General features: G+C 68.4%; 15 protein-coding genes. 6 read left to right on the top strand and 9 right to left on the bottom strand.

The window, feature by feature from the left end; translation table 11 throughout:
- Positions 1 to 98 precede the first annotated feature (98 nt).
- The 5 genes from LRM18_RS12825 to glyQ form a co-directional block, all read right to left on the bottom strand.
- Positions 99 to 2,246, bottom strand: coding sequence for a S46 family peptidase (locus LRM18_RS12825; protein ID WP_064239534.1), 2,148 nt, complete (start codon positions 2,244 to 2,246; stop codon positions 99 to 101).
- Between the two features lie 137 nt (positions 2,247 to 2,383).
- Positions 2,384 to 6,241, bottom strand: a complete 3,858-nt coding sequence (locus tag LRM18_RS12820) for a translocation/assembly module TamB domain-containing protein (RefSeq protein WP_270954765.1) — start codon at positions 6,239 to 6,241, stop codon at positions 2,384 to 2,386.
- Positions 6,238 to 8,034 carry an autotransporter assembly complex family protein gene (locus LRM18_RS12815; protein WP_064239536.1) on the bottom strand — a complete coding sequence of 599 codons (1,797 nt, stop codon included), beginning with the start codon at positions 8,032 to 8,034 and terminating at the stop codon, positions 6,238 to 6,240. Before LRM18_RS12815 ends, LRM18_RS12820 begins: the two co-directional genes overlap by 4 nt.
- Positions 8,035 to 8,270: 236 nt before the next feature.
- The gene (glyS, locus tag LRM18_RS12810; protein ID WP_270954764.1) at positions 8,271 to 10,346 is read right to left on the bottom strand and encodes a glycine--tRNA ligase subunit beta; all 2,076 of its coding nucleotides are present in this window, start codon (positions 10,344 to 10,346) and stop codon (positions 8,271 to 8,273) included.
- Between the two features lie 87 nt (positions 10,347 to 10,433).
- Entirely contained in the window at positions 10,434 to 11,345 is a 912-nt protein-coding gene (gene glyQ, locus LRM18_RS12805; RefSeq protein WP_014648902.1) for a glycine--tRNA ligase subunit alpha, read from the bottom strand.
- A gap of 83 nt (positions 11,346 to 11,428) precedes the next feature.
- Here glyQ and LRM18_RS12800 point away from each other — a divergent pair, with 83 nt between their 5' ends.
- From LRM18_RS12800 to LRM18_RS12790, 3 genes are read left to right on the top strand one after another with little or no spacing between them, the layout of a single operon-like run.
- Positions 11,429 to 13,264, top strand: coding sequence for a GspE/PulE family protein (locus LRM18_RS12800; RefSeq protein WP_270954763.1), 1,836 nt, complete (start codon positions 11,429 to 11,431; stop codon positions 13,262 to 13,264).
- Positions 13,236 to 13,982, top strand: coding sequence for a glutamine amidotransferase (locus LRM18_RS12795; RefSeq protein ID WP_049471095.1), 747 nt, complete (start codon positions 13,236 to 13,238; stop codon positions 13,980 to 13,982). The genes LRM18_RS12800 and LRM18_RS12795 overlap by 29 nt, the downstream gene beginning before the upstream one ends.
- A gap of 49 nt (positions 13,983 to 14,031) precedes the next feature.
- Positions 14,032 to 14,943: a BPSS1780 family membrane protein gene (locus LRM18_RS12790; RefSeq protein ID WP_049471093.1), complete on the top strand. Its 912-nt coding sequence runs from the start codon at positions 14,032 to 14,034 to the stop codon at positions 14,941 to 14,943.
- 87 nt (positions 14,944 to 15,030) lie between these two features.
- On the opposite strand, the gene tatC is transcribed toward LRM18_RS12790, so the two are convergent.
- From tatC to LRM18_RS12770, 4 genes are all read right to left on the bottom strand, one after another.
- Complete coding sequence (gene tatC, locus LRM18_RS12785) at positions 15,031 to 15,780, bottom strand: twin-arginine translocase subunit TatC (RefSeq protein WP_005420449.1); 750 nt, start codon at positions 15,778 to 15,780, stop codon at positions 15,031 to 15,033.
- Positions 15,777 to 16,229, bottom strand: a complete 453-nt coding sequence (gene tatB, locus LRM18_RS12780) for a Sec-independent protein translocase protein TatB (protein WP_049471089.1) — start codon at positions 16,227 to 16,229, stop codon at positions 15,777 to 15,779. Before tatB ends, tatC begins: the two co-directional genes overlap by 4 nt.
- Positions 16,230 to 16,244: 15 nt before the next feature.
- Positions 16,245 to 16,472: a Sec-independent protein translocase subunit TatA gene (tatA, locus tag LRM18_RS12775; protein WP_049471087.1), complete on the bottom strand. Its 228-nt coding sequence runs from the start codon at positions 16,470 to 16,472 to the stop codon at positions 16,245 to 16,247.
- A 75-nt stretch (positions 16,473 to 16,547) separates the two neighbouring features.
- Entirely contained in the window at positions 16,548 to 17,435 is an 888-nt protein-coding gene (locus LRM18_RS12770) for a YSC84-related protein (protein ID WP_049471086.1), read from the bottom strand.
- A gap of 164 nt (positions 17,436 to 17,599) precedes the next feature.
- Here LRM18_RS12770 and hemH point away from each other — a divergent pair, with 164 nt between their 5' ends.
- From hemH to LRM18_RS12755, 3 genes are all read left to right on the top strand, one after another.
- Positions 17,600 to 18,562, top strand: coding sequence for a ferrochelatase (hemH, locus tag LRM18_RS12765; RefSeq protein WP_270954762.1), 963 nt, complete (start codon positions 17,600 to 17,602; stop codon positions 18,560 to 18,562).
- Complete coding sequence (locus tag LRM18_RS12760; RefSeq protein ID WP_053504770.1) at positions 18,559 to 19,413, top strand: alpha/beta hydrolase; 855 nt, start codon at positions 18,559 to 18,561, stop codon at positions 19,411 to 19,413. Before hemH ends, LRM18_RS12760 begins: the two co-directional genes overlap by 4 nt.
- Positions 19,414 to 19,703: 290 nt before the next feature.
- Complete coding sequence (locus LRM18_RS12755) at positions 19,704 to 21,809, top strand: methyl-accepting chemotaxis protein (RefSeq protein WP_270954761.1); 2,106 nt, start codon at positions 19,704 to 19,706, stop codon at positions 21,807 to 21,809.
- Positions 21,810 to 22,068: the final 259 nt, after the last annotated feature.

Here is a 22,068-nt window from a genome sequence, read left to right as displayed (position 1 = left end):
AGGCGTGGCCGGGGGTGCGGGCGCGTTGGGGGCAACCACCCCCACCAGGGTGGGGGTCTACGTGGTGCGGGCCACGACCGTGGGTCGTGGCCGGCGTCTTACTGGGCCGGCACGCCCATTTCCTTCAGCAGTTCCGGTGCCGGGTAGACCTTGGCCAGCAGCCAGCGCAGGTAGCGCATGTCCACGTGCACGGCGCGCTTGTAGCGCGGGTCGAACCACCAGCTGGCGCTGACCGACTCCCAGTTGCTGTCGAAGTTCAGGCCGATCAGTTCACCCTTGGCGTTGAGCACCGGCGAGCCGGAGTTGCCGCCGGTGGTGTCCAGGTTGGTCAGGAAGTTGACCGTCTGAGTGTTCAGCGCCGGGTCGGCGGTGCTGCCGAAATCACCCTTGGCGATCGCCGCCAGCAGCGGCTTGGGCGCATCGAACGGATAGGCGTTGGTGTTCTTTTCGACGATGCCGGCCACGGTGGTCACCGGCGAGTAGGTCACGCCATCGCGCGGGTGCAGCGCCTCGACCTTGCCGTAGCTGATGCGCAGGGTGCGGTTGGCATCCGGGTACACCGCGCGGCCCTGCTTGGCACGCCAGGCGAACAGCGCCTGCATGTACGCCGGTCGCAGGCGCAGCTGCTCGCCTTCGCGGGTCTTGCTCTCGTTCTCGATGCGCAGCTGCGCGGCTACCAGCGGGCCGGCCACGGCGATCAGCGGGTCGGCGGCCAGGGCCTTGCCTTCGCGCGCAGCCGCGAAGCGCGACAGGCGCTGCGCCTCATCGCCCAGCTGGGTCCCGGCATACAGGGTGTCCAGCGCCGTGGCCAGCTGCTGCGGGGTACGGCCGAAGGCCGCGTCGAACTCGGCCACGCGCTGCGCGTCGGGCAGCTGCTGGTAGCGGGTCAGCAGGGTGGTCAGCAGGGCCTTCTCGACCTCGGGCGCGTAGCGACGCTGGACCTGCTTGAGCACGCCTTCGATCATCGCCTGGTCGCGCTGCTGGTAGCCGCTCTCGCGCTGTGCGTCCGGCTTGGCCGATTCGATGCGCAGGCGTTCCAGCAGCAGCGCCGAGCGCAGCAGCTGGCTCTGTGCGGCCATCTGTTCCAGCAGCAGGTCGCGCTCGCCCACCGCCGCGCCCTGCGACAGGTTGGCCAGCAGCGCCTTGATGTCGCCCTGGTACCTGCGGTCGGTGGCGGCCAGCATGGCGCGCTCGTCGGCGGCACGCTGGGCCTTGGCGTCGCTGCGCAGCAGGCCTTCCAGCTCGCCGGCGGCGCGCTTGCGGTTGTTCTTCAGCGACTGCAGCTGCGAGGCGTAGCGGGTGCGGGCCTGCGCGTCCTTGGCGCTGGCCGCCTCGATGGTGTCGATCATCTGCTGGAACACCGACACGCGGCGCGGCAGCACGGTATCGATCTGGCCGGCGAATTCGGCCGCGGTGCGGTGGCGGTAGGTGATGCCCGGGTAGCCGGCCAGCATCGCGTAGTCGCCTTCCTTCGGGCCCTCGACCGACATCTGCAGGTGTGCCGGCGCCTGGTAGGGCACGTTGTCCTTGCTGTAGGGGGCCGGCTTGCCGTCCTTGCCCACGTAGGCGCGCAGCAGGGTGAAGTCGCCGGTGTGGCGCGGCCACATGAAGTTGTCGATCTCATCGCCGTAGTTGCCGATCGCACGCGGCGGCGCGTACACCAGGCGCACGTCGCTCAGTTCCAGCTGGGCGATGCGGTAGAAGTCGGTGCCGTAGTACATGTTGGCCACCGAGCAGCGCACGCTGCCGTCCTTCTCGCACTCGGCCACGATCTGCTTGCTGGCGGCATCCACGGCATCGAAGTAGGCACGGCCGGTCTTGCCCCGCGCCTGCGCCAGCACCTGGTCGGTCACCTTGTCGAAGCCGACGGTGACCAGCACGCGGAAGTCCGGGTTGGCCGGGCGCTCGTCGGCACGGCCGTTGGCGATGAAGCCGCCGTTGATCAGGTCGTGCTCGGGCGAGCTGTTGTACTGGATCACGCCCATCGCCACGTGGTGGTTGGTCAGCAGCAGGCCGTCGGCGGACACGAAGGAGCCGGTGCCGCCACCGGCGCGCACCACCGCGCTCAGCGGCGGCGCGGTGACATTGGCCAGGTCGGCCGGATTGCCCTTGAAGCCTGCCGCCTGCAGCGGCTTGGCCAGGTCCGGCAGCTGGGTCGGCATCCACATGCCTTCATCGGCATGGGCACCGGCGGCGAGGGTCAGGCCCAGGGCCAGGGCGGTGGGAAGGGCTTTGCGGGCAGACATCGGCGTTTCCGGCAGTACAGAACAGCCCGGGACCATAGCCGCTGGGGACCGATGGGGCAACGGCCGATGGTTGGGGCGACGCGCACGGTAGTGCCGGCCGCTGGCCGGCAATCACCGCAGCCACGCATGGCGTGGCTCTATTTCTCCCGCCGCCAGTTGATCGACCCACGGTTTTCCACCGTGCTCGATTCCACTTCCACATCAAACCCGCGGCGCAGCAGGTACTTCAGCGTGATCACCGAACCGGCACCGACCAGCGACACGCCGTAACCCACGTACAGCTTGGGCGAGATGTACTTGCCGACGCCGATCACCGAGCCGCCCAGCGCGCGCGACTGGCTCACGCCGGCATCGTCCAGGCCCAGCTTGGCACCCAGCTGCGACGCCAGCAGGCCACTGCCGGCCGAGAGCGCCGCCGAGGCCGCGTTGACCTGCTGCGCCTGGTCGCTGCTGGCACCGGTCAGGCTGCGTCCCAGCACCAGATAGGCCAGTGCCTCGGACTGCGACATCGCCGGATCGGACCACACGTCCGCCCGCGGCTGCTGCGCACGCCCGGTCACGTCGATGCCGGCGGTGACATCACCGATCCGGCGCTCGGCGCGGATGTTGATGCGCGGGTCGGACACCGCGTTGTAGTTCCAGTTGAGGTTGCCGCGGGTGATGGTCAGGTCCTGCCCATACGCCTTGTAGCGGCCACTCACTTCCAGGCCGCCATTGGCGGTCATTTCGCGGCCGGGCTTGGCCCAGACCTGCATCTTGCCGGTCAGCGCGCCCTTCAGGCCGAACCCGGTCATCTTCACCTTGTCGCCGAGGCTGACCGTCAGGTCCATGTCCAGCGGCGAGGTGCGCGACTCTTCCGGATCGGCCGGGTCCAGCACCACCACGTCTTCGGACACCGAGGTGCCGCGGTCCAGGCGCTCCAGGTCGATGTCGGCCTCGGGCACGTGCACGGTGCCACGCAGCTCCATCGCCGCCTTGGCCAGGGTGAAGTCGAGGTTGGGGTTGGCGACGATGCGCAGCTCGCTGGTGTTGGACAGCAGCACGTTCTCGCCGTGGATCTTCAGCTGCAGCGGCTGTGCATCACCGAACCACGACAGGCCGCCATCCACGTACAGCGTGCCCTGGCCCGAATTGGCCTGCGCGGTGATCTTGGCCGAACCGTCGGGCTGGGCCACGAAACTACCCTTGCCCTGGTCGAAGGTCAGGCCCAGCGCGGGGAATTCGCCCTTGAAGTTGCTCAGCTGCGCGTCGCCGCCCAGCGACGGCTGCCCGCGCGTACCGCGCAGGCTGACGTGGCCTTCGATCAGGCCGGTCGGGCGCACGATGTCCGGCGAGAACAGCTCCAGCCAGTACAGCCGCGACATGTTGAGGTAGAGCTCACCGTTCAACGGTGCACTGGCTTCCCAGCCGGTCTGCATCTTGGCGTCGACGAAGCCATTGCCCTGGAAGCCCATGCCCAGGTAGCCCTTGATGCTGGCCGGGGTCATGTCGAGCTTCAGCGAGAACTGGTCATAGCGGACCAGCTCGCCACGGGTGGTATCGCCCACGGTGTTGCGGTTCTCGCCCAAGCGCACGCCGCCTTCCTTCGAGCGCACTTCCACATGGCCTTCCCAGGCCGCGCCACGCGGGCGGATCTGCGCGTCCAGGCTGACGTCGCCGCGCAGATAGATGCGGCGGCCGGACTGTGGCGGCAGCCACGGCTGCACCAGCGCCAGCGGCAGCGCGTCACTGCGCACCACCAGGCCTTCGCGCGGCCAGTTGGCCTGTGCGCACAGCGCGCCGCTGCTGGCGGCGGCCAGGCAGGCTTCGGACAGGGTGTAGGTGCTGCCGTTGATCGCGAACGCCGCCGGTGCACGCAGCGACCAGGCATCGCCCTTCACCGGTGCGACGCGCAGCGAGGCCAGCTCGCCACGCCACTGCGCACCCTGCTGGCGCACGCTGCCCTGCAGCTCGATCGCGCCCATCTCATTGCGGGTCTGCGCAGCCAGGCGCAGGTTGGACACGCTGCCCTGCGCATCCACGTTCAAGCGCTCCAGCAGCATGCCGGCGTTGACCTGCTGGCCCTGCACCGCCAGCGCGCCGCTGTCGCCGCGCCACGGCAGGTGGCCCTTGATGCTCACGCTCTCGGCGCCGTAGCCGTCCCAGTTGAGGTTGTTGCCGACCAGGTCGGCGGTGATGTCCGGCGCATCGCGCGGCCCCTTCACCTGTACCTGGCCACGCAGGCCACCATCGGCACCGGGCAGCAGATCACTCAGCTGCAACGGTTCGAAACGTGCATCGATGTCGAGGCGGTCGCCGACCTTGCCCGACGCGGTCACCCGGCTGCTGCCCAGCGACAGCTTCAGGTCACCCTGGCCCTGCGCGCCCTGCAGTGCGAACTTGCCCTGTGCATCAAGGTTGCGCTGGCGCAGGATGCCCTTCAGCGACGGCAGGTCGACGGTGGCTTCCAGCGTGCCGGCCGTGCCCGGTGCAGCGTTGGCTGGAGGCGGCAGCTGCCGTCCCTTCGAGGCCAGGTTGCCGGACAGGCGGCCGTTCCAGCCCGGCACGAAGTAGCCGGGGTCGAAATCCTTCAGCGTGGCCTTGGCATCCCAGTCGAGCTGCGGTGCCCAGGCCACCTGCCCTTCCACCTGCAGCTGGCCACCCGGCGTCTGCGCCTGCAGCTGGTGGATCGACGCGGCCTGGTCATTGCCGCGTACGTCGAACTGCAGCTGCGCCTTCTGCGCCTCGCGTTCGATCTCGGCACGGCCGATCGCCGCCCAGGCCTTCAGGGTACCGGCCAGGCCGAAGCGTGCTTCCTTCAGGGTGACCGGCACCGGTGCGCTGCCAGCCGTGTTCGGGTCGGGTGCCGGCACGTAGGTCAGATCGCGTGCGACCACGGAGAAATTGAGTTTCTGCTGGCCTTCCTGGCTGAAGTCAGCGGTGCCCTCCAGGCGGGCTTCGCCGCCGAGGCCCTTCACCAGCAGCGGTGAGACCTTCAGCACCTGGTCCTGCAGCGACACCACCGACGGTGCCAGTTCCAGTTCCTGATCGCCCTGCTTCACCCTGCCGCGCAGGTTGGCATTGCCGCCCTTGCCGGCGGCGGTGAAGTCCAGCGACAACGGCGCAATCGCCGAGCTCGCCAATGCCGGCGAGAGCAGCGACAGATCCAGTTCGTCGCTGCGTACCGTGGCATTCCAGGTCGGATCGGTGCGGCCGTCGAATACCAGCATCGCCTGCAGCGGCTTCGGCGCGCGCCCGGCTACGGCCACTTCCATGTGCGACAGGTCGCCACGTGCGACCAGGCCCACCGTAGCGGCGGTGCGCCCGCGCGGCGCCGGCAGCACTGCGGTCACGGTCACGTCGGTGTCGTAGTCCTTGGCCGGGATATAGCGGCCCTGGGCCGTAAAGTTGCCCAGGTCACTGTCCACGACCAGCTTGTGCGCCTGGAACTCGCCGTTGGCGATCTCGATGCCGCCACGCACGCGGCTGATGTCGATCAGCGGCTCGTTGGCCTGGCTGATGCGGAAGCCATCGATGGCGATGACATCGGCCTGGATCGCCAGCGGCATCTCGATCTGCGGCAGCGAATCGGGCCACGACGGCAGCTTGAAGGGCTCATCGCTCTTGGCCAGGTTCAACGTCGCGTTGGTCAGCTCCAGCTTGTCCAGCAGCAGCTTGCGGCCCAGCAGCGGACGCAGGTCCGGCTCCAGGTGCGCGCGCTCGGCGTGGAAGTGGATGTCGTCGTAGCGGAAGTCGACGTTGTACAGGGTCAGCGGGCCAGCCACCGGGCCGTCCACCTTGTCCCAGGTGAAGCTGGCGCCCACCGGCAGGCGCGCCACCACCTGGGCCAGCAGCACATCGCGGCCGGCCACGGTCTGCAGCAGCCAGTACACCGCCAGCAGGGCCAGCAGCACCAGGCCGATCACGCCCACGCCGGACCACGCCCAGAAGCGGCGGCGGCGGTAGAAGCGCACGCGCGGCGGCGGCGTGCTCGGGGTCGGTGCGGGCGTGCTCACAGGTCCGCTCCGATGTTCAGGTACAGCTGGAACTGCGAATCCGGGTTGTTCAGGCCATGCGCCACGTCGATGCGCACCGGGCCCACCGGCGATTTCCAGCGCACGCCGAAGCCGACGCCGGTGTGCAGGTCGATGGTGTTGTCAAAGGCGCTGCCGGTATCGACGAACACCGCCGCGCCCCAGGGGCCGCCATTGAAATAGTGTTCGTATTCGGCCGAGCCGATCACCAGGTTCTTGGCGCCCAGCGCGTATTTGTCGGGTTTGGGCGTGCGCGGGCCGACTTCGCGGTAGGCGTAGCCACGGATGCTGCGGTCACCGCCGGCGAAGTAGCGCAGGCTCGGCGGCATCGCCACCAGGTCACTGGTCCAGGTGGTGCCGCCTTCACCGCGCAGGATCAGGCGGTTGCTTTCACCCACCGGGATGTACCAGCGCAGCACGGCGTTGGCCTGAACGAAGCTGGTATCCGAGCCAGCGCCTTCCACGCCGGCACGCACCGTCGCCGCGCCGCTGATGCCCTTGCGCGGGAACATCTCGTCGTCGACGTTGACGTAGTCGGCAACCATCTGCGGGTACACCAGCGTCGAGGTGTTGTAGACGGCATCGGTGAATTCGGTGCCGGATGCGTAGCGCCAGCGCTCGCGCAGTGCGTTGATCGAGGCGATCGCGGTCCAGTGCTCGTTGATCTCGCCGCTGCGGCTGGCGATCAGCTTGAAGTTGCGCAGATCGATGTAGTCGGTCTGCTCGTCGTACGCGCTGGCGGCGAAGGTGTACCAGCCGTCGAGCCAGTTGAAGGCCGGAATGCGGTAGCTGGTGACCAGGCTCTTGCGCTTCTGCGCATAGTCCAGCTGCGTGTTCATCTTGTGGCCGCGGTTGTTCAGGAAGCGCCGCTCGATGCCACCGCGCACACCCGGGCCGCTCTCGCTGCCGTAGCTCAGGCCGGCGGTGTAGATGGTGCGCTTGGCGCGCGTCAGCTTCACATCCACCGGCACTTCGCCGTTCTCGTCGGCCTGGTCCGGGCGCGGCTGGATGTCGATCACGCTGAAGTAGTCCAGCTTGGTCAGCGACTCGCGCAACCGGTCCAGCTTGCCCTCGTGGTAGTAACTACCCTGGTCCCAGTAGACCAGTGGATCGAACAGCTTGTCGACGAAGTAGTCCTGCTGGAAGCGCACCGGGCCCATGTTGTAGCGGCGGCCGCTGTCCCAGGTCAGATCGATGTCGGCGGCGTTGTCGGCGCGGGTGATCTGCACCTGGCGCTGGGTGTAGTCGGCGTCGAAGTAGCCGCGCTCGGCCAGGCGCCGGGTGATGGTGATCTTGCTGGCTTCGTACTGGGTGTGCTCGAAGCGCTGGCCCTTGCGCGGCTTGAAGGCGGCCAGGTCGTCCTGCAGGTACTGGTCGTACATCGCCGGCCCGGTGATGTCGATGTGCTCGCGGCGCACGGTCACCGGGGTGCCCTTGTCGACATGGATCAAGACGCGCACATGCTCATCCTCGCGCGGCGCCTCGACCTTGATCACCGGGTTGTAGTACCCGAACGGTTCCAGCGCCTGGCGGGTCTGCCGCTCGGCCTGCGACAGCAGGTACTCCAGGCGCGATTCGCCCTGTTCCTTGCCGATCGTGTCGTACAGCGACAGCGATTCCTGGATGTTCTCGATGATTGCGGCGTCGTCGCCCTTGTCCAATCCCTTGATGTCCACCTTGTCGATGGTGCCGCGCGCGTGGGCCACGGAGGTGGCGGCCAGCGACAGGACCATCAGCGGCAGGGCGTATTTCTTTGGCTGCATGCGGGACAGCATACCGACCGAAGGTGACGATGCGAAATGCATCACGCCATTGGGGATCGGTTGTTAAGTGGCGGTCAAAATACGCGCCTCTGTGGCGATCATCGCAATCGCAGGCGAGGATGCCGGCATCGTGCGCGATGCCGGCGATGACCCCGATGGACATCCGCCGGCCGCTGGCCGGCAATCCACAGGTCGATGCGATGCGCGGTGGCAATGCCGGCCAGCGGCCGGCACTACCGATACGGGCATCAGCTCGACAGATGCTCGATCGCCGCCACCTTGCCCAGGCGCTCGCCCAGCATCGTCAGCAGCGCAAGGCGATTGCCGCGCAGTGCCGGATCCTCGGCATTGACCATCACGCCATCGAAGAACGCGTCGACCTGCGGACGGAGGCGGGCCAGGCGCGCCAGCACTGCCACGTAGTCCTTGTGCTGCAGGCTGGCGCCGGTGTCGTCGATGGCGGCGGTGACCGCTTCGGCCAGCGCGCGCTCGGCGTCCTCCTGCAGCAGCGCCGGGTCGATCTGCGCCGGAATGTCGCCCTCGGCCTTGCGCAGGATGTTGCGGATGCGCTTGTTGGCCGCAGCCAGTGCTTCGGCTTCCGGCAGTGCGGCGAAGGTGCCGATCGCATCCAGGCGGCGATCGAAGTCGTACAGCGAGGCCGGCTTCAGTTCGGCCACCGCGTTGAAGTGCGTGGCCGGCACGCCCTTGTCGCCGTAATAGCCCTTCAGGCGGTCGAGGATGAAGTCGTACAGCTCGCCGACATCGGCCTGCACGTTGCGCGCGGCCAGGCCGGCGTTGGCGCTGGCCAGCAGCGCGCGCAGGTCCAGCTCGAAGCCGCTTTCGATGATCGTGCGGGCCAGGCCCAACGCATTGCGGCGCAGCGCGAACGGGTCCTTGTTGCCGGTCGGCTTCAGACCCGCGGCGAAACCACCGGCCAACGTGTCGACGCGTTCGGCGATGGCCAGCACCTTGCCCAGCGGCGACAGCGCGATGTCATCACCGCCGAAGCGCGGCTGGTAGGCCTCGTCGATGGCCAGCGCCACCTCTTCCGGCTCACCACCGGCCACGGCGTAGTGGCGGCCCGCGATGCCCTGCAGCTCCGGGAACTCGTTGACCATGCGCGACTGCAGGTCGTTCTTGGCCAGCTCGGCAGCCCGCCTGGCCTGCACCGGATCGGCGCCGACCTGCGGCGCGATCACCTCGGCCAGGACCGCCACGCGCGCCACCTTGTCGGCCACGCTGCCCAGCTTGGCCTGGTAGGTCACCGTCTTCAGGCCGTCGCCCATCGACGCCAGGCCCTGCTTCAGGTCCTCGTCGAAGAAGAACTTGGCATCGGCGAAGCGCGGGCGGATCACCCGCTCGTAGCCCTTGGCCACCTCGGCCACGTCCTTCGATTCGATGTTGGCGATGCCGATGAACTTCTCGGTCAGGGTGCCGGCGGCATCCAGCACCGGGAAGAACTTCTGGTTGATCTCCATCGTTTCGATCAGTGCTTCCTGCGGCACTGCCAGGAAGGCGCGTTCGAAGCTGCACAGCACCGCCGACGGCCACTCGACCAGGTTCACCACCTGCTCCAGGTTGTCTTCGCTGATGCGGGCGCTGCCACCGGCCTTGGCCGCGGCGGCCTCGACCTCGGCGACGATGCGCGCACGGCGCTCGCTCGGGTCGACCAGCACGAAGGCGGCGCGCAGGGCTTCAACGTAATCCTGCGGCTGGGCCAGCGCCACGGGCTGGTCGTGGTGGAAGCGATGGCCACGGCTGACACGGCCGGCCTGCAGGCCGAACAGCTCGGCCTCCACCACCTCGGTACCGTGCAGCAGCACCAGCCAGTGCGCCGGGCGCGCAAAGCCCCAGGTGTGGTCGCCCCAGCGCATCGGCTTGGGAATCGGCATCGCCGCAATCGCCTCGCGCAGGATCTCCGGCAGCAGGCTGGCGGTGCGTGCGCCCGGGGTCACCGCACGGTGCACGAAGCGCTCACCCTTGTTGTCGGTGGTCTTCTCCAGCGCGGTCCAGTCGATCCCGGCCTTGGCGGCGAAGCCCAGCAACGCCTTGGTCGGCTGGCCTTCGGCGTCCAGTGCGATGTTCAGGTACGGGCCCAGCACTTCGCTGTGCTGTTCCGGCTGTTCCAGGCCAACGCCCGGCAGCAGCACGGCCAGCCGGCGCGGGGTCGACAGCGGGCGTGCATCGCCCAGGTCCAGTGCGACGCCGCGCGTGCGCAGCCCTTCGACAATACCGTCGAAGAACGCCTGGGCCAGGCCCGGCAGCGCCTTGACCGGCAGCTCCTCGGTGCCCAGTTCGATCAGCAGGGGGGACAGTTGGCTCATCGGTTCGATCCTGTGGTGGGGGCGCAGCGCGCGACGCGTCCGGCGCCCCGGGTAGTTGATGAAAAGCGGGTGGGTGCGGACGGCCCGTCAGGCCTTCTTCGCGCCCGGGAAGCCCAGCTTCTCGCGCTGCTCGTAGTACGCCTTGGCCACCGCCTGGGCCAGCGCGCGCACGCGCAGGATGTAGCGCTGGCGCTCGGTCACGCTGATCGCGCGGCGTGCATCGAGCAGGTTGAAGGTGTGGCTGGCCTTCATCACCTGCTCGTAGGCCGGCAACGGCAGGCCTACCTCGACCAGCTTCTGCGCTTCACGCTCGCAGGCATCGAAGCGGTGGAACATTTCGTCCACGTCGGCGTATTCGAAGTTGTAGGTGCTCTGCTCGACTTCGTTCTGGTGGTAGACGTCGCCATAGGTCACCGGCTGCCCGTCCGGGCCGTAGGTCCAGACCAGGTCGTAGACGTTGTCGCAGTTCTGCAGGTACATGCACAGGCGTTCGAGGCCGTAGGTGATCTCGCCCAGCACCGGGCGGCACTCCAGGCCACCGGCCTGCTGGAAGTAGGTGAACTGGGTCACTTCCATGCCGTTGAGCCAGACTTCCCAGCCCAGGCCCCAGGCGCCCAGCGTCGGCGATTCCCAGTTGTCCTCGACGAAACGCAGGTCGTGCACCAGCGGGTCGATGCCCAGCGCCTTCAGCGAATCCAGGTACAGCTGCTGGATGTTGTCCGGCGCCGGCTTCATCGCCACCTGGTACTGGTAGTAGCGCTGCAGGCGGTTCGGGTTCTCGCCGTAGCGGCCGTCGGTCGGGCGGCGCGAGGGCTGCACGTAGGCCGCGTTCCAGCGTTCCGGACCGATCGCACGCAGGAAGGTGGCCGGGTGGAAGGTACCGGCGCCCACCTCCAGGTCGAGCGGCTGGATGAGCACGCAGCCCTGCTGGGCCCAGAACTGGTTCAGGGTCTGGATCAGGCCCTGGAAGGTGATCGGAACGGTCGGGGTCGCGGACATGCGTACGAGTCTTGGCCGGCAAGGGGGTGCGTTAGTATAACGGCCGACCTGCGGGGCATTCCGTACCCGGGAGGAGCAGGCAGATGGAACATCGGCTGCCGGTGGGCACGCCCGGCGAGCCAGGCGACATCCCGCTGCCGTGGGGACGCCTGCATTTCGAACAGGTCTGCGCAGCGCTGCTGGCCGATGGCCTGGTCGCCGAGCACGACGTCGAGCGCATGCGTTTTTCCGCACAGGGCGCCCGCAATGCCAGCGAAGTGCACCCGCTGGTGCTGCTGTCCAATCTCAAGCTGGCCGCCCACGACGGTGGCGAACTGACCCTGGAACGCCTGACCGAATGGCTGGCCCGGCGCACCGGCAGCCGCTACCTGCGCATCGATCCGACCCGGGTCGACGTCGCCGCGGTCACCGCGCTGGTCTCCCACGCCTACGCCCGCCGCCATCGCTTCCTGCCGCTGGCGGTGGATGCCGAACGGGTGCTGGTGGCCACCAGCGAGCCGCTGGTGCAGGAGTGGCGCCGCGACCTGCAACACCTGACCCGCCGCAGCATCGAGCTGGCGGTGGTCAATCCGCTCGACCTGCACCGCTACACCATGGAGTTCTACGGGGTGACCCGCTCGGTGCGTGGCGCGCGCGGCGATGTCCGCGGCGAAGCCAGCACCACCCTGCCCAGCTTCGAGCAGCTGGTCGAGCTGGGCCGCACCGGCGACGTCAATGCCGACGACCAGCACATCGTGCATATCGTCGACTGGCTGCTGCAGTACGCCTACGAACAGCGCGCCTCGGACATCCACCTGGAACCGCGCCGCGAGATGGGGCGCATGCGCTTCCGCATCGATGGCGTGCTGCACAAGGTGTTCGAGGTGCCACCGGCGGTGATGACCGCCGTGGTCAGCCGCATCAAGGTGCTCGGCCGCATGGACCTGGCCGAACGCCGGCGCCCGCAGGACGGCCGCATCAAGACCCGCTCGCCGGGTGGCCGCGAAGTCGAGATGCGCCTGTCGACCATGCCCACCGCCTTCGGCGAGAAGTGCGTGATGCGCATCTTCGACCCGGATGCCGCCTTCAAGAGCATCGACCAGCTCGGCTTCAGCCCGCAGGAGGCCGCCGGCTGGAACGCCCTGGTCGAACGCCCGCACGGCATCGTGCTGGTCACCGGCCCGACCGGCTCGGGCAAGACCACCACCCTGTATTCGACGCTGAAGCGGCTGGCCACGCCCGACGTGAACGTGTGCACGGTGGAGGACCCGATCGAGATGATCGCGCCCGAGTTCAACCAGATGCAGGTGCAGGCCAACATCGACCTGGATTTCGCCAGCGGCGTGCGCACGCTGCTGCGGCAGGACCCGGACATCATCATGATCGGCGAGATCCGCGACCTGGAAACCGCGCAGATGGCGGTGCAGGCCTCGCTGACCGGCCACCTGGTGCTGTCTACGCTGCATACCAACGACGCGCCGTCGGCGGTCACCCGCCTGCTCGACCTGGGCGTGCCGCACTACCTGCTGGCCAGCACCCTCAACGGCATCCTGGCCCAGCGCCTGGTGCGCACGCTGTGCCCGCACTGCAAGCAGCCGCACACCCTTGGTGCTGCCGACTGGGCGGTGCTGGCTGATAGCCAAGCTGCATATCCAGATGCCGCCACGCCCTGTCGTCCGGTCGGTTGCCTGGAGTGCCGGCGCACCGGATTCCTCGGCCGCATCGGCCTGTATGAGTTGCTGCCATTGGGCTCGCGGCTGCGTGGGCAGATCCGCGCCGACATGGATCTGGCCAGTTTCACCCGTGCCGCGCGGGCTGAAGGGCTGCGAACCCTGCGCCAGGCCGGGCTTGAAAAGGTGGCGCAGGGGCTGACTACAATCGAGGAAGTCCTGTCAGTCCTGCCGCCCCCGGATGAACCCAGCCCCGTTCCTGATCCTTGAAACCGGCCGCCCGGTGCCGTCGCTGCGCCGCTACGGGCGCTTTCCGCACTGGATCCGCGTGGCCGCCGGGCTGGAAGAACACCAGACCGTGGTGGTCGACGTCGAACACGGCGGCGCACTGCCCGATCCGCACGCCTTCGCCGGCGTGCTGGTGACTGGCTCGGCCGCCTTCGTCACCGACCACGCCGAGTGGAGTGAGCGCAGCGCCGCATGGCTGCGCCAGACCGCCCACGCCGGCCTGCCGGTGTTCGGCATCTGCTATGGCCACCAGCTGCTGGCGCACGCGCTGGGCGGGGAAGTGGCCTACAACCCGGCCGGGCGCGAGTCCGGCACGATCGAACTGGAGCTGCAGCCGCAGGCGGCGCAGGACCCGCTGTTCCAGGGCCTGCCGCAGCACTTTGCCGCCCACGCCACCCACCTGCAGACCGTGCTGCGCGCGCCGGACGGCGCCGAAGTGCTGGCACGCTCGCCGCTGGATGGCTGCCATGCCTTCCGCTGGGGGCGCCAGGCCTGGGGCGTACAGTTCCACCCCGAGTTCGCCACCCACCACATGCGCGGCTACGTGCGTGCCCGCGCCGACTGCATTGGCCGCCATGGCGGCTGCGCCCGCAGCATCGAGCGCGCGGTCAGCGCCGCACCGCTGGCCCGCCAGCTGCTGCGCCGCTTCGTTCGCCAGGCGCGGCTGTCTTCAGCCCAGCCGGCGGCAAAACAGGGATAATCGGCGGCACGGGCAAGCGCCCGGCCCCTCCTGTCCTTCCCGGATGTCCATGAAAGAGATTCGCAAGCTGCCGGCCTCGGCGGGCGCCCAGTGGTTGCTGGATACGTTCTCGCTGTACCGGCGTGCGCCGCTGCAGCTGGCCCGGATCGGCCTGGCCTGGCTGCTGGTGAGCTGGGTGGTCACGCTGTTGTCGACGCTGATTCCCGGCGCCGCCGGCATGGCCGTGCAGCTGATGACCCTGGCCATCTCGCCGATCATGTTCGGCGGCATGCTGTACGCCGTGGGTGAGATCGACGAAGGCCGCCCGGGCCTGTCCTCGCACCTGCTGCAGCCGATCCGCGACCACCGCGTCAGCCACCTGCTGGTGCCGCTGGCGATCCAGGTGCTGGCGGTGCTGCTGCTGGGCGCGCTGCTGTTCCTGATGATCGGCCGCGAAGGCTTCACCGCCTTCAGCGAGGTCATGACCAAGATGGAAGAGATCAGCCGCAGTGGCCAGCAGATCAAGCCGGACGATGCCGCGGCGCTGGTGGCCAACCTGCCGGCCAAGCGCATCGCGCTGTGGATGCTGCTGGTGTTCCTGAGCGCGGTCGCACTGTCGCTGGCAATGTTCACCCAGCCGGCGCTGGTGGTGTTCGACAAGCAGAGCGGCATGCACGCGCTGCGCCTGAGCCTGCAGGGCTGCATCGAGAACATCGGCGCGATGATCGTGTTCGCCGTGCTTGGCCTGATCGCCGCGTTCTGCATCTACATCCTGTTCGTGATCGTGATCCAGATCGCGATGCTGATCGGTGGCCCGCTGGCGGCCGCCTTCATCGCGCAGCTGGTGCTGACCACGGTGCTGATGCCGCTGTATGTCGGCGCGGTCTATGCCGCGTGGAAGCAGATGTTCGTACACCGTGGCAGCCGCGCCGCACCGCCGATCCCGACCACCCCGACCTCGAGCGACATCTTCCACGCCTGACGGAAAAAAGGGGACGGAGGGGATTAAGTCGTTTATGCCCAGTGTGTGCAGCTAACGACTTAATCCCCTCCGTCCCCTTTTGGCTTTTCAGGCGGCGGGCTTCTTGACTGCCGATGACGGCACCAGCCAGCGTGCGGCGTGGATGCCCAGCTCGTAGAGCAGGCACATCGGGATCGCCAGCATCAGCTGCGAGACCACGTCCGGCGGGGTCAGCACCGCTGCCAGCACGAAGATGCCGACGATCGCGTAGCCGCGGCCTTCCTTGAACTGCTGCGGCGTCACCCAGCCCAGCAGGACCAGGATCACCATCGCCACCGGCAGTTCGAAACTGCCACCGAAGGCGAAGAAGATCGCCAGCACGAAATCCAGGTAGGCGTTCGCATCCGGGGTGATCGCGATCACGTCCGGGCTGAAGGTGGTCAGGAAATGGAACACCGCCGGCAGCACCAGGAAGTAGGCGAAGGCACAGCCGGTGTAGAACAGCAGTACCGAAGACACCAGCAGCGGCACCGCCAGGCGCTTCTCACGCGCATACAGCCCCGGGGCGACGAAGGCCCACAGCTGGTACAGCAGCCACGGCACCGCCACGAACAGGGCCACGAAGAACGTCAGCTTCAAGGGCGCGAAGAAGGCGCCGGCCGGATTGGTCGCGATCATCGTCTGCCCATTGGGCAGCTGCGAGACCAGAGGTTCGGCCAGGGCGTTGTAGAGCTTCTGGGTGAACGGCAGCAGCGCCAGCAGCACCACGCCCAGACCGAGCAGGGCGCGCACCAGACGGCCGCGCAGTTCCACCAGATGCTCGACCAGCGAGCTCTCGCCGAAATCCTGTTCGCTCATGGCTGGCGCTCCGTGCGCTGCGTCGGCGCCGCCGCACCGGCGTCAGCGGCGGTGGTCGCGTCGGGTGCTGCAGGCTCCTGTGCGGGTGCCTCCGCGGCAGGCCCGCCCAGGTGCGGCGGAACGTCCGCCTGCGCGGGTGCGCGTACTTCCTGTACCAGCTCATCGCCCTGCCGCTGCGCCTGCTGGGCTTCGCGACGCAGTGCCTCGCCGCTGGCACGCAACTGGTTCTCGGTGTCCTGCATGCCCTGGCGCACGTCCTGCATCTGCCGCTTGATCTCTTCGGCCTGCAGTTCGCGTTCCAGTTCCTGTTTCACCGAATCCCACTGGTTGCGGGCACGCCGTACCCACAGGCCGGCGAAGCGGGCCGCCTTGGGCAGGCGCTCGGGACCGAGCACCACCAGGGCGACCACCGCGATCACCAGCAGTTCGCTGAAGCCGATATCAAACACCGCGACCGCTCCGGATCAGCGAGGGCTGCGGTCGTGCTCGTCCTGCGCGGTGCGCGAGGCGTCCTGGCTGCGCGATTCATCGCCCAGCTGCGCGTTCGGCTTGTCGTCGTCGCGCATGCCCTTCTTGAATTCCTTGACCGCCGAACCGAGGTCCTTGGCGCCGCTGGTCAGGCGCTTGGTGCCGAACACCAGCAGGACGATGGCCAGCACGACCAACCAATGCCAGATGCTGAAACTGCCCATAAAGACGCTCGTTACGTTAGTGATCAGGCTGTCGAGCATAGCGCACCGGCTGTTAGCCGGCGCGCGTGACGAAAGTCAGTTCCCGCCCAGCGTTTCCGTGCGGATTTCGCCGTCGTTGACCGGCTGGAAGCCCTGCTGCTGCGGCGGCGGCGTCTGCGGCACGTTCTGCAGCGGCGCAGTGGTCGCTTCGGCCGGGGCCGCAGGGGCTGCCTGAACAGGCACAGGAGCCGCCGCCGGGGCCGGACGCGGCGCAGTGCCAGCAGTGCCGTTGCGGTTGTTGCGCGCGGCGTAGGTGGCCTCCTCCAGGCGATCGCGGAAGGCGACCACGTCCATCGACGGCGAACCGGCAACCCGCCCTTCGAAGATCATCCGCGGCGTGGTGTTGCTGCCGTAGGCCTCCAGGTTGGCGGCATCGTCGATCTGCAGCACCGCGCCATCCAGGGCGACACCGGCGAACAGGCCGCGGGCGCGCGACCACGACCAGATCTCGGCCTTCAGTTGGCCGTCGGTGGCCGCCGCGGCATTGCGGCCCACCGGACCGGCGGCAACGCCGGCATCGGCACCGAGGGTGAATTTACCGTTGACCAGGTTGTCCAGGCTGCGGTCGTTGCGGAACACCAGCACCACGTCCGAAGACTGGACGCCGGCCTGGAAGCCGATGCTGCCACCGGTCAGCTTGACGAACACCGGGCTCGACCACGCGCCATTGGGCATGCGCACCGACATCAGCCCGTGGCCGCGACGACCGCCAATGACCAGGCCGGCCTTGATCGTGTCGGGAATGACGATGACTGCGCGGCCTTCGTCGAGCAATTTGTCCGGAATACCCTGTTCAGGGATTTCCTGGATTTCGGCCAGGACGCGCACGGCGTTGCGGGCGCGCTGGTCTTCCTGCGGTCCGGCCATGGCCTGGCTGGACAGCAGGCTGGCGGCGATCAGCAGGGCTTGGATCGGGCGACGCATGGCAGGCTCCAGAAGTCAGTCCATAGGAAGATATAGCAAGTGACTGAAATTAGTGGCGTTGTCATGAATCGCCAATGAGCGTTGCCTGCCCGCATTGACGCGGCCTATGCCGGCCATCCGAACCCTGCATCCCGGCGCGGCGCCGGATCGGCGACAATGCTCCCATGCTCGACGCACCCGATACCGCCGTGCTGGCGGTCAACCTAGGCACGCCCGAGACGCCGACGGCCCCCGCCGTACGTCGTTACTTGGCCGAATTCCTGTCCGATCCCCGTGTGGTCGCGATTCCGGCGCTGCTGTGGCAGCCGCTGCTGCGCGGCCTGATCCTGCCGCTGCGCAGCGGCCGGTCCGCGGCCAAGTATGCGCAGGTCTGGCTACCGGACGGGTCGCCGTTGATGGTTCATACCCGTCAACTGGCGGAGGCGATGCAGTCCCTGCTGCCGACGCTGAAGGTCCGCCATGCGATGCGCTACGGCGAACCGGCACTGGCCGGCGAGCTCGACCGCCTCGCCGCCGAAGGCGCACGCCGCATCGTAGTGCTGCCGCTGTACCCGCAGTACTCCACCACCACCACCGCCTCGGTCGAGGACCGGGTCGATGCCTGGCAGCGGCGCAACCCGGGCGTGACCGTCAGCCTGATACGCGACTACTCGGTCGACCCGGGCTGGGTCGAGGCCGTTGCCGGCTCGATCCGCCGCTACTGGGAACAGCACGGCCGCGGCCAGAAACTGATGTTCTCCTTCCACGGCATCCCGCAGCGCCTGGCCGACGCGGGTGATCCGTATCCGCAGCGCTGCGCGGCCAGCGCGCAGGCCATCGCCCATGCACTGGGCCTGGGCAAGGACGACTGGCAGATGGGTTACCAGTCGCGCTTCGGCCGCGAGCGCTGGCTACAGCCGTATGCCGAACCCAGCCTGTGGGCGCTGGCCGAATCCGGCGTGAAGCAGATCGATGTGGTCTGCCCCGGATTCGCCACCGACTGCCTGGAAACGCTGGAGGAGGTCGCGCTGGGCTTCACCGAAACGCTGGCCGAGCGCGGCGCAACGATGCGCTACATTCCTTGCCTCAACGCCGATCCGGCGCACGCGCGTGCGCTGGCGCGGCTGGCCGTGTCCTCGCTGGCATGAGTCTGCAACCGTTTGAACTCCAGGTCGGGGGCGCACGCGTCGCCGGCCTGCGCACCGCCGGTGACGGCCCGCGCGTGCTGGCCCTGCATGGCTGGCTCGACAACGCCGCCAGCTTCGTGCCGCTGGCCCCGCACCTCCCGTCGTTGCAGCTGGTGGCGGTCGACCTGCCTGGCCACGGCCACAGCGCCCATCTTCCGGCCGGCGCAAGCTACACCACGGCCGCTGCCATCTGCCACGTACTCGACGTCGCCGACGCGTTGGGTTGGGACCGCTTCAGCCTGCTCGGCCATTCGATGGGCGCCGGCATCGCCAGCCTCACCGCCGCCGTCAGTGATCGCATCGAGCGCCTGGTGGCGATCGAAGCACTCGGTGGCCTGCGTGGCCCCGAAGAGGACACCGCGCATCGCCTGCGCGAACACGTGAACGCGACGCGGGCGCTGGCACGCAAGCAGCTGCGCGTGTTCCCCGACCTCGCCGCGCCGATCCGCGCGCGGATGATGACCAACCAGCTCAGCGAACACTGCGCACGGCTGCTGGTCGAGCGTGGCGTGGAGCCCGTCGAGGGTGGCTATCGCTGGTGCAGTGATCCACGGTTGATGCTGCCCACGGCGATCCGCCTCAGCGAGGGCCAGATCGACAACCTGCTGCAGGCGATCACCTGCCCGACGCAGGTGATCTACGCCACTCCCGCACAGCCCTACTATCCCGAACCGATGCGCAGCGATCGCCTGCGGCACCTGCGCGATGGACGGCTGGCGGTGTTTCCCGGCAACCATCACCTGCACATGGAAGATCCGGCGCGGGTCGCCGAAGTGATCCTGCGCTTCTTCAGCAACGACAACGCCGGCTGAGCGCAGGCGAGCACGCGCTTCACTCTGCGCGTTCGCGGCCGATACACCAGTTGCGGGCCCTTGCGCCCGCTGCACGCGGGCCCGGTCGGGCCTGCGGCGTGTGTCTGGTTCTGCAAGGAAGTCCGCATGCCCGCTCTGCTGCACCGTCACCCACAGGATGTGGCCACGGTGTCCCGTCTCCGCGTCGCTGATCGCGCCGCATTCCTCGAATTCCCGACACATGCCCCGGTCACGCCCTGCTGCGTGCGCTGCGGCGTGGTCGTTGTCGTCTGCTGATCCAGGAGCCTCCGATGTCCATTGCATCCTCCCGTCCCCCCGATGCCGCCCGCCTGCCGCATCTGCAGCAACTCGCCCGCGGCGCTGACCGTCGACTGTTGATCGGCAGCGCGACACTGGCCGTCGCAGGCCTGGCGTTGGCCCTGCGTGGCCCGCAGGTCGTGGCCGCTACATGCATGGCGGCTGCGGTGCTGCCGGCGCTGTGGCTGGCAGGTCCATTGGCCGGCCGCAGCATCGCCCGCAACGGCCTGGCGGTCCTGGTCGCGCTGCAGTTGGCCCTGGCATGCGCCATCGTCGGCCTGTCGCCGGCGTTGCCGATCGCCGTGCTGCTGGGGGTGCTGCTCGGCCATCGCGATCGTTGGCCGGTGTGGCTGGCCGGCAGCGTCGGCACGCTCGCGCTGCTGGTAGCGCCGCAGGCGGGTGCTGCGCTGTGGCCGACGCTGCTGCAGGCCGCGATGCTCGCGGGGCTGACCCTGTTCCTCGGCCAGGTCGCGCTACGGCTGCGCCAGCAGACCGAAGCACTGGGCCATGGCCCGCGTCGGCTTGCCGCACTCGCACGCGATATCGCCACGGGTGCCGATCTTGGGGCACATGCCGATACCGGCGCCTATGCACCGGGTTCGCTGGCCCACGCGCTGGCCGACACTGCGCGCCACGTGCAGGCCCAGCGGGGACGGGAAGCCGCGTCGCATGCCGAGAACGCGCAGATCCGCCAGGCGCTGGATGCGTCGCGCACCGCGATGATGATTGCCGACAATGAGCATGTGATCCGCTACGTGAACCGCTCGGTGGTGGCACTGCTGCGCAACCAGCAGGCGACGTTGCGCCAGGCCTTTCCTGATTTCGACGCCGAGCGCCTGGTCGGCAGCAGCATCCATCGCTTCCACGCCAACCCGGACCGCATCCGCGCGATCCTCAACGGCCTGCAGGTCGCGCACAACGGCAAGGTGCAGATCGGCCCGGTGCACTTCGCGCAGGTCGTTACGCCGGTCTTCGACGCGCAGGGGACGCGCCTGGGCTTTGCCGTGGAGTGGCATGACCGCACCCAGGAGCTCAAGCTGGAGAATGCCGTCGCGGGCATCGTCGCCGCCGCCGCCGCTGGCGACCTTGACCAGCGCCTGCAGCCAGCCGAGGGCGCCAGCTTTCTCGATGGCCTGACCGGTGGCATCAACCAGCTGCTGGATACGCTGGGCAGCACTGTCGACGAAGTGCGGCAGATGCTCTCGGCGCTGGCCAGCGGCGATCTTGATCGGCGCATGCATGGCGAGTATCACGGTGCGTTCGCCGCGATCCAGCGTGATGCCAACGCCACCGCCGGCCAGTTGGCACGCATGGTCGGTCGCATCCAGGAATGCGCGGCGTCGATCAGCACCGCTGCCAGCGAGATTGCCGCCGGCAACGGCGCATTGTCCGAGCGCAGCGAGCGCCAGGCCGCGCATCTGCAGGAGACCGCGGCGTCGATGGAAGAGCTGACCGCCACCGTGCGCCAGAATGCCGCCCATGCACGCGAGGCCAGCCAGCTGGCGGTCACTACCCAGGCCGCCGCCAGCGACGGCAATGTCGCCATGCAGCGGGTGGTCGACACCATGCAGGCGATCGAAGGCGCCTCGAAGCGGATCGGCGACATCACCGGCGTCATCGATGGCATCGCGTTCCAGACCAACGTCCTCGCACTCAACGCAGCGGTCGAGGCCGCACGCGCCGGTGAGCAGGGCCGCGGCTTCGCGGTGGTCGCCAGTGAGGTGCGCGTGCTGGCGCAGCGATCGGCCGCCGCGGCACAGGAGATCAAGAAGCTGATCGATGAGGCCGGCCGCCAGGTCGGCGAGGGTGCCCAGCTGGTGGCCGATGCCGGCCTGCGCATGCAGGGCATTGTCGGCGGCGTGGAGAATGTCAGCCACTTGATGCATGAGATCTCCGCGGCCTCGCAGGAGCAGTCGATCGGCATCGAGCAGATCAACCAGACCGTCGTGCAGATGGACCAGGCTACGCAGCAGAATGCCGCGCTGGTGGAGGAAGCGACCGCCGCCGCACGCGAGCTGCAGTCGCAGGCAGGCACGCTCACCGAGGCGGTGTCGGTGTTCCGCCAGCAGGAACTGCACGGAGTGTCGCGGGCGGCGTGATGAGGTCCTGCGTCGCGCGTTGAGGAAAACGGCGCCCGCAGGGCGCCGTTTTTTTATTGCTTAGGCTTGTCGCAGGAACAACCCATGCACGCATGACGTGGTTCTACTCTTGATCCGCCTGCCCTCGGTAGCCGCCAACCTTGGTTGGCACCGTGGTTGCGCGTGGAGCCCCTCCACGCATCGCGTGAATCTCCCGGGACGATGCTGGGCCATGGGGTTGCCGGCCAGCGGCCGGCACTACCCGCATGTTCTGCGCACA

Source organism: Stenotrophomonas sp. PI_27, assembly GCF_027854495.1.
Lineage (GTDB): Bacteria > Pseudomonadota > Gammaproteobacteria > Xanthomonadales > Xanthomonadaceae > Stenotrophomonas > Stenotrophomonas pavanii.
The sequence above is the reverse complement of the archived record's forward strand: the minus strand, read 5'-3'. Positions and strand labels throughout refer to the sequence as shown.

Coding starts and splice junctions, on each gene's coding strand:
- LRM18_RS12755 (WP_270954761.1), top strand. CDS start 19,704: ATGTCCATTGCATCCTCCCGTCCCCCCGATGCCGCCCGCCTGCCGCAT.
- LRM18_RS12815 (WP_064239536.1), bottom strand. CDS start 8,034: ATGCTGTCCCGCATGCAGCCAAAGAAATACGCCCTGCCGCTGATGGTC.
- LRM18_RS12825 (WP_064239534.1), bottom strand. CDS start 2,246: ATGTCTGCCCGCAAAGCCCTTCCCACCGCCCTGGCCCTGGGCCTGACC.
- tatA (WP_049471087.1), bottom strand. CDS start 16,472: ATGGGCAGTTTCAGCATCTGGCATTGGTTGGTCGTGCTGGCCATCGTC.
- LRM18_RS12795 (WP_049471095.1), top strand. CDS start 13,236: ATGAACCCAGCCCCGTTCCTGATCCTTGAAACCGGCCGCCCGGTGCCG.
- LRM18_RS12790 (WP_049471093.1), top strand. CDS start 14,032: ATGAAAGAGATTCGCAAGCTGCCGGCCTCGGCGGGCGCCCAGTGGTTG.
- LRM18_RS12770 (WP_049471086.1), bottom strand. CDS start 17,435: ATGCGTCGCCCGATCCAAGCCCTGCTGATCGCCGCCAGCCTGCTGTCC.
- LRM18_RS12760 (WP_053504770.1), top strand. CDS start 18,559: ATGAGTCTGCAACCGTTTGAACTCCAGGTCGGGGGCGCACGCGTCGCC.
- tatC (WP_005420449.1), bottom strand. CDS start 15,780: ATGAGCGAACAGGATTTCGGCGAGAGCTCGCTGGTCGAGCATCTGGTG.
- glyQ (WP_014648902.1), bottom strand. CDS start 11,345: ATGTCCGCGACCCCGACCGTTCCGATCACCTTCCAGGGCCTGATCCAG.
- glyS (WP_270954764.1), bottom strand. CDS start 10,346: ATGAGCCAACTGTCCCCCCTGCTGATCGAACTGGGCACCGAGGAGCTG.
- hemH (WP_270954762.1), top strand. CDS start 17,600: ATGCTCGACGCACCCGATACCGCCGTGCTGGCGGTCAACCTAGGCACG.
- LRM18_RS12800 (WP_270954763.1), top strand. CDS start 11,429: ATGGAACATCGGCTGCCGGTGGGCACGCCCGGCGAGCCAGGCGACATC.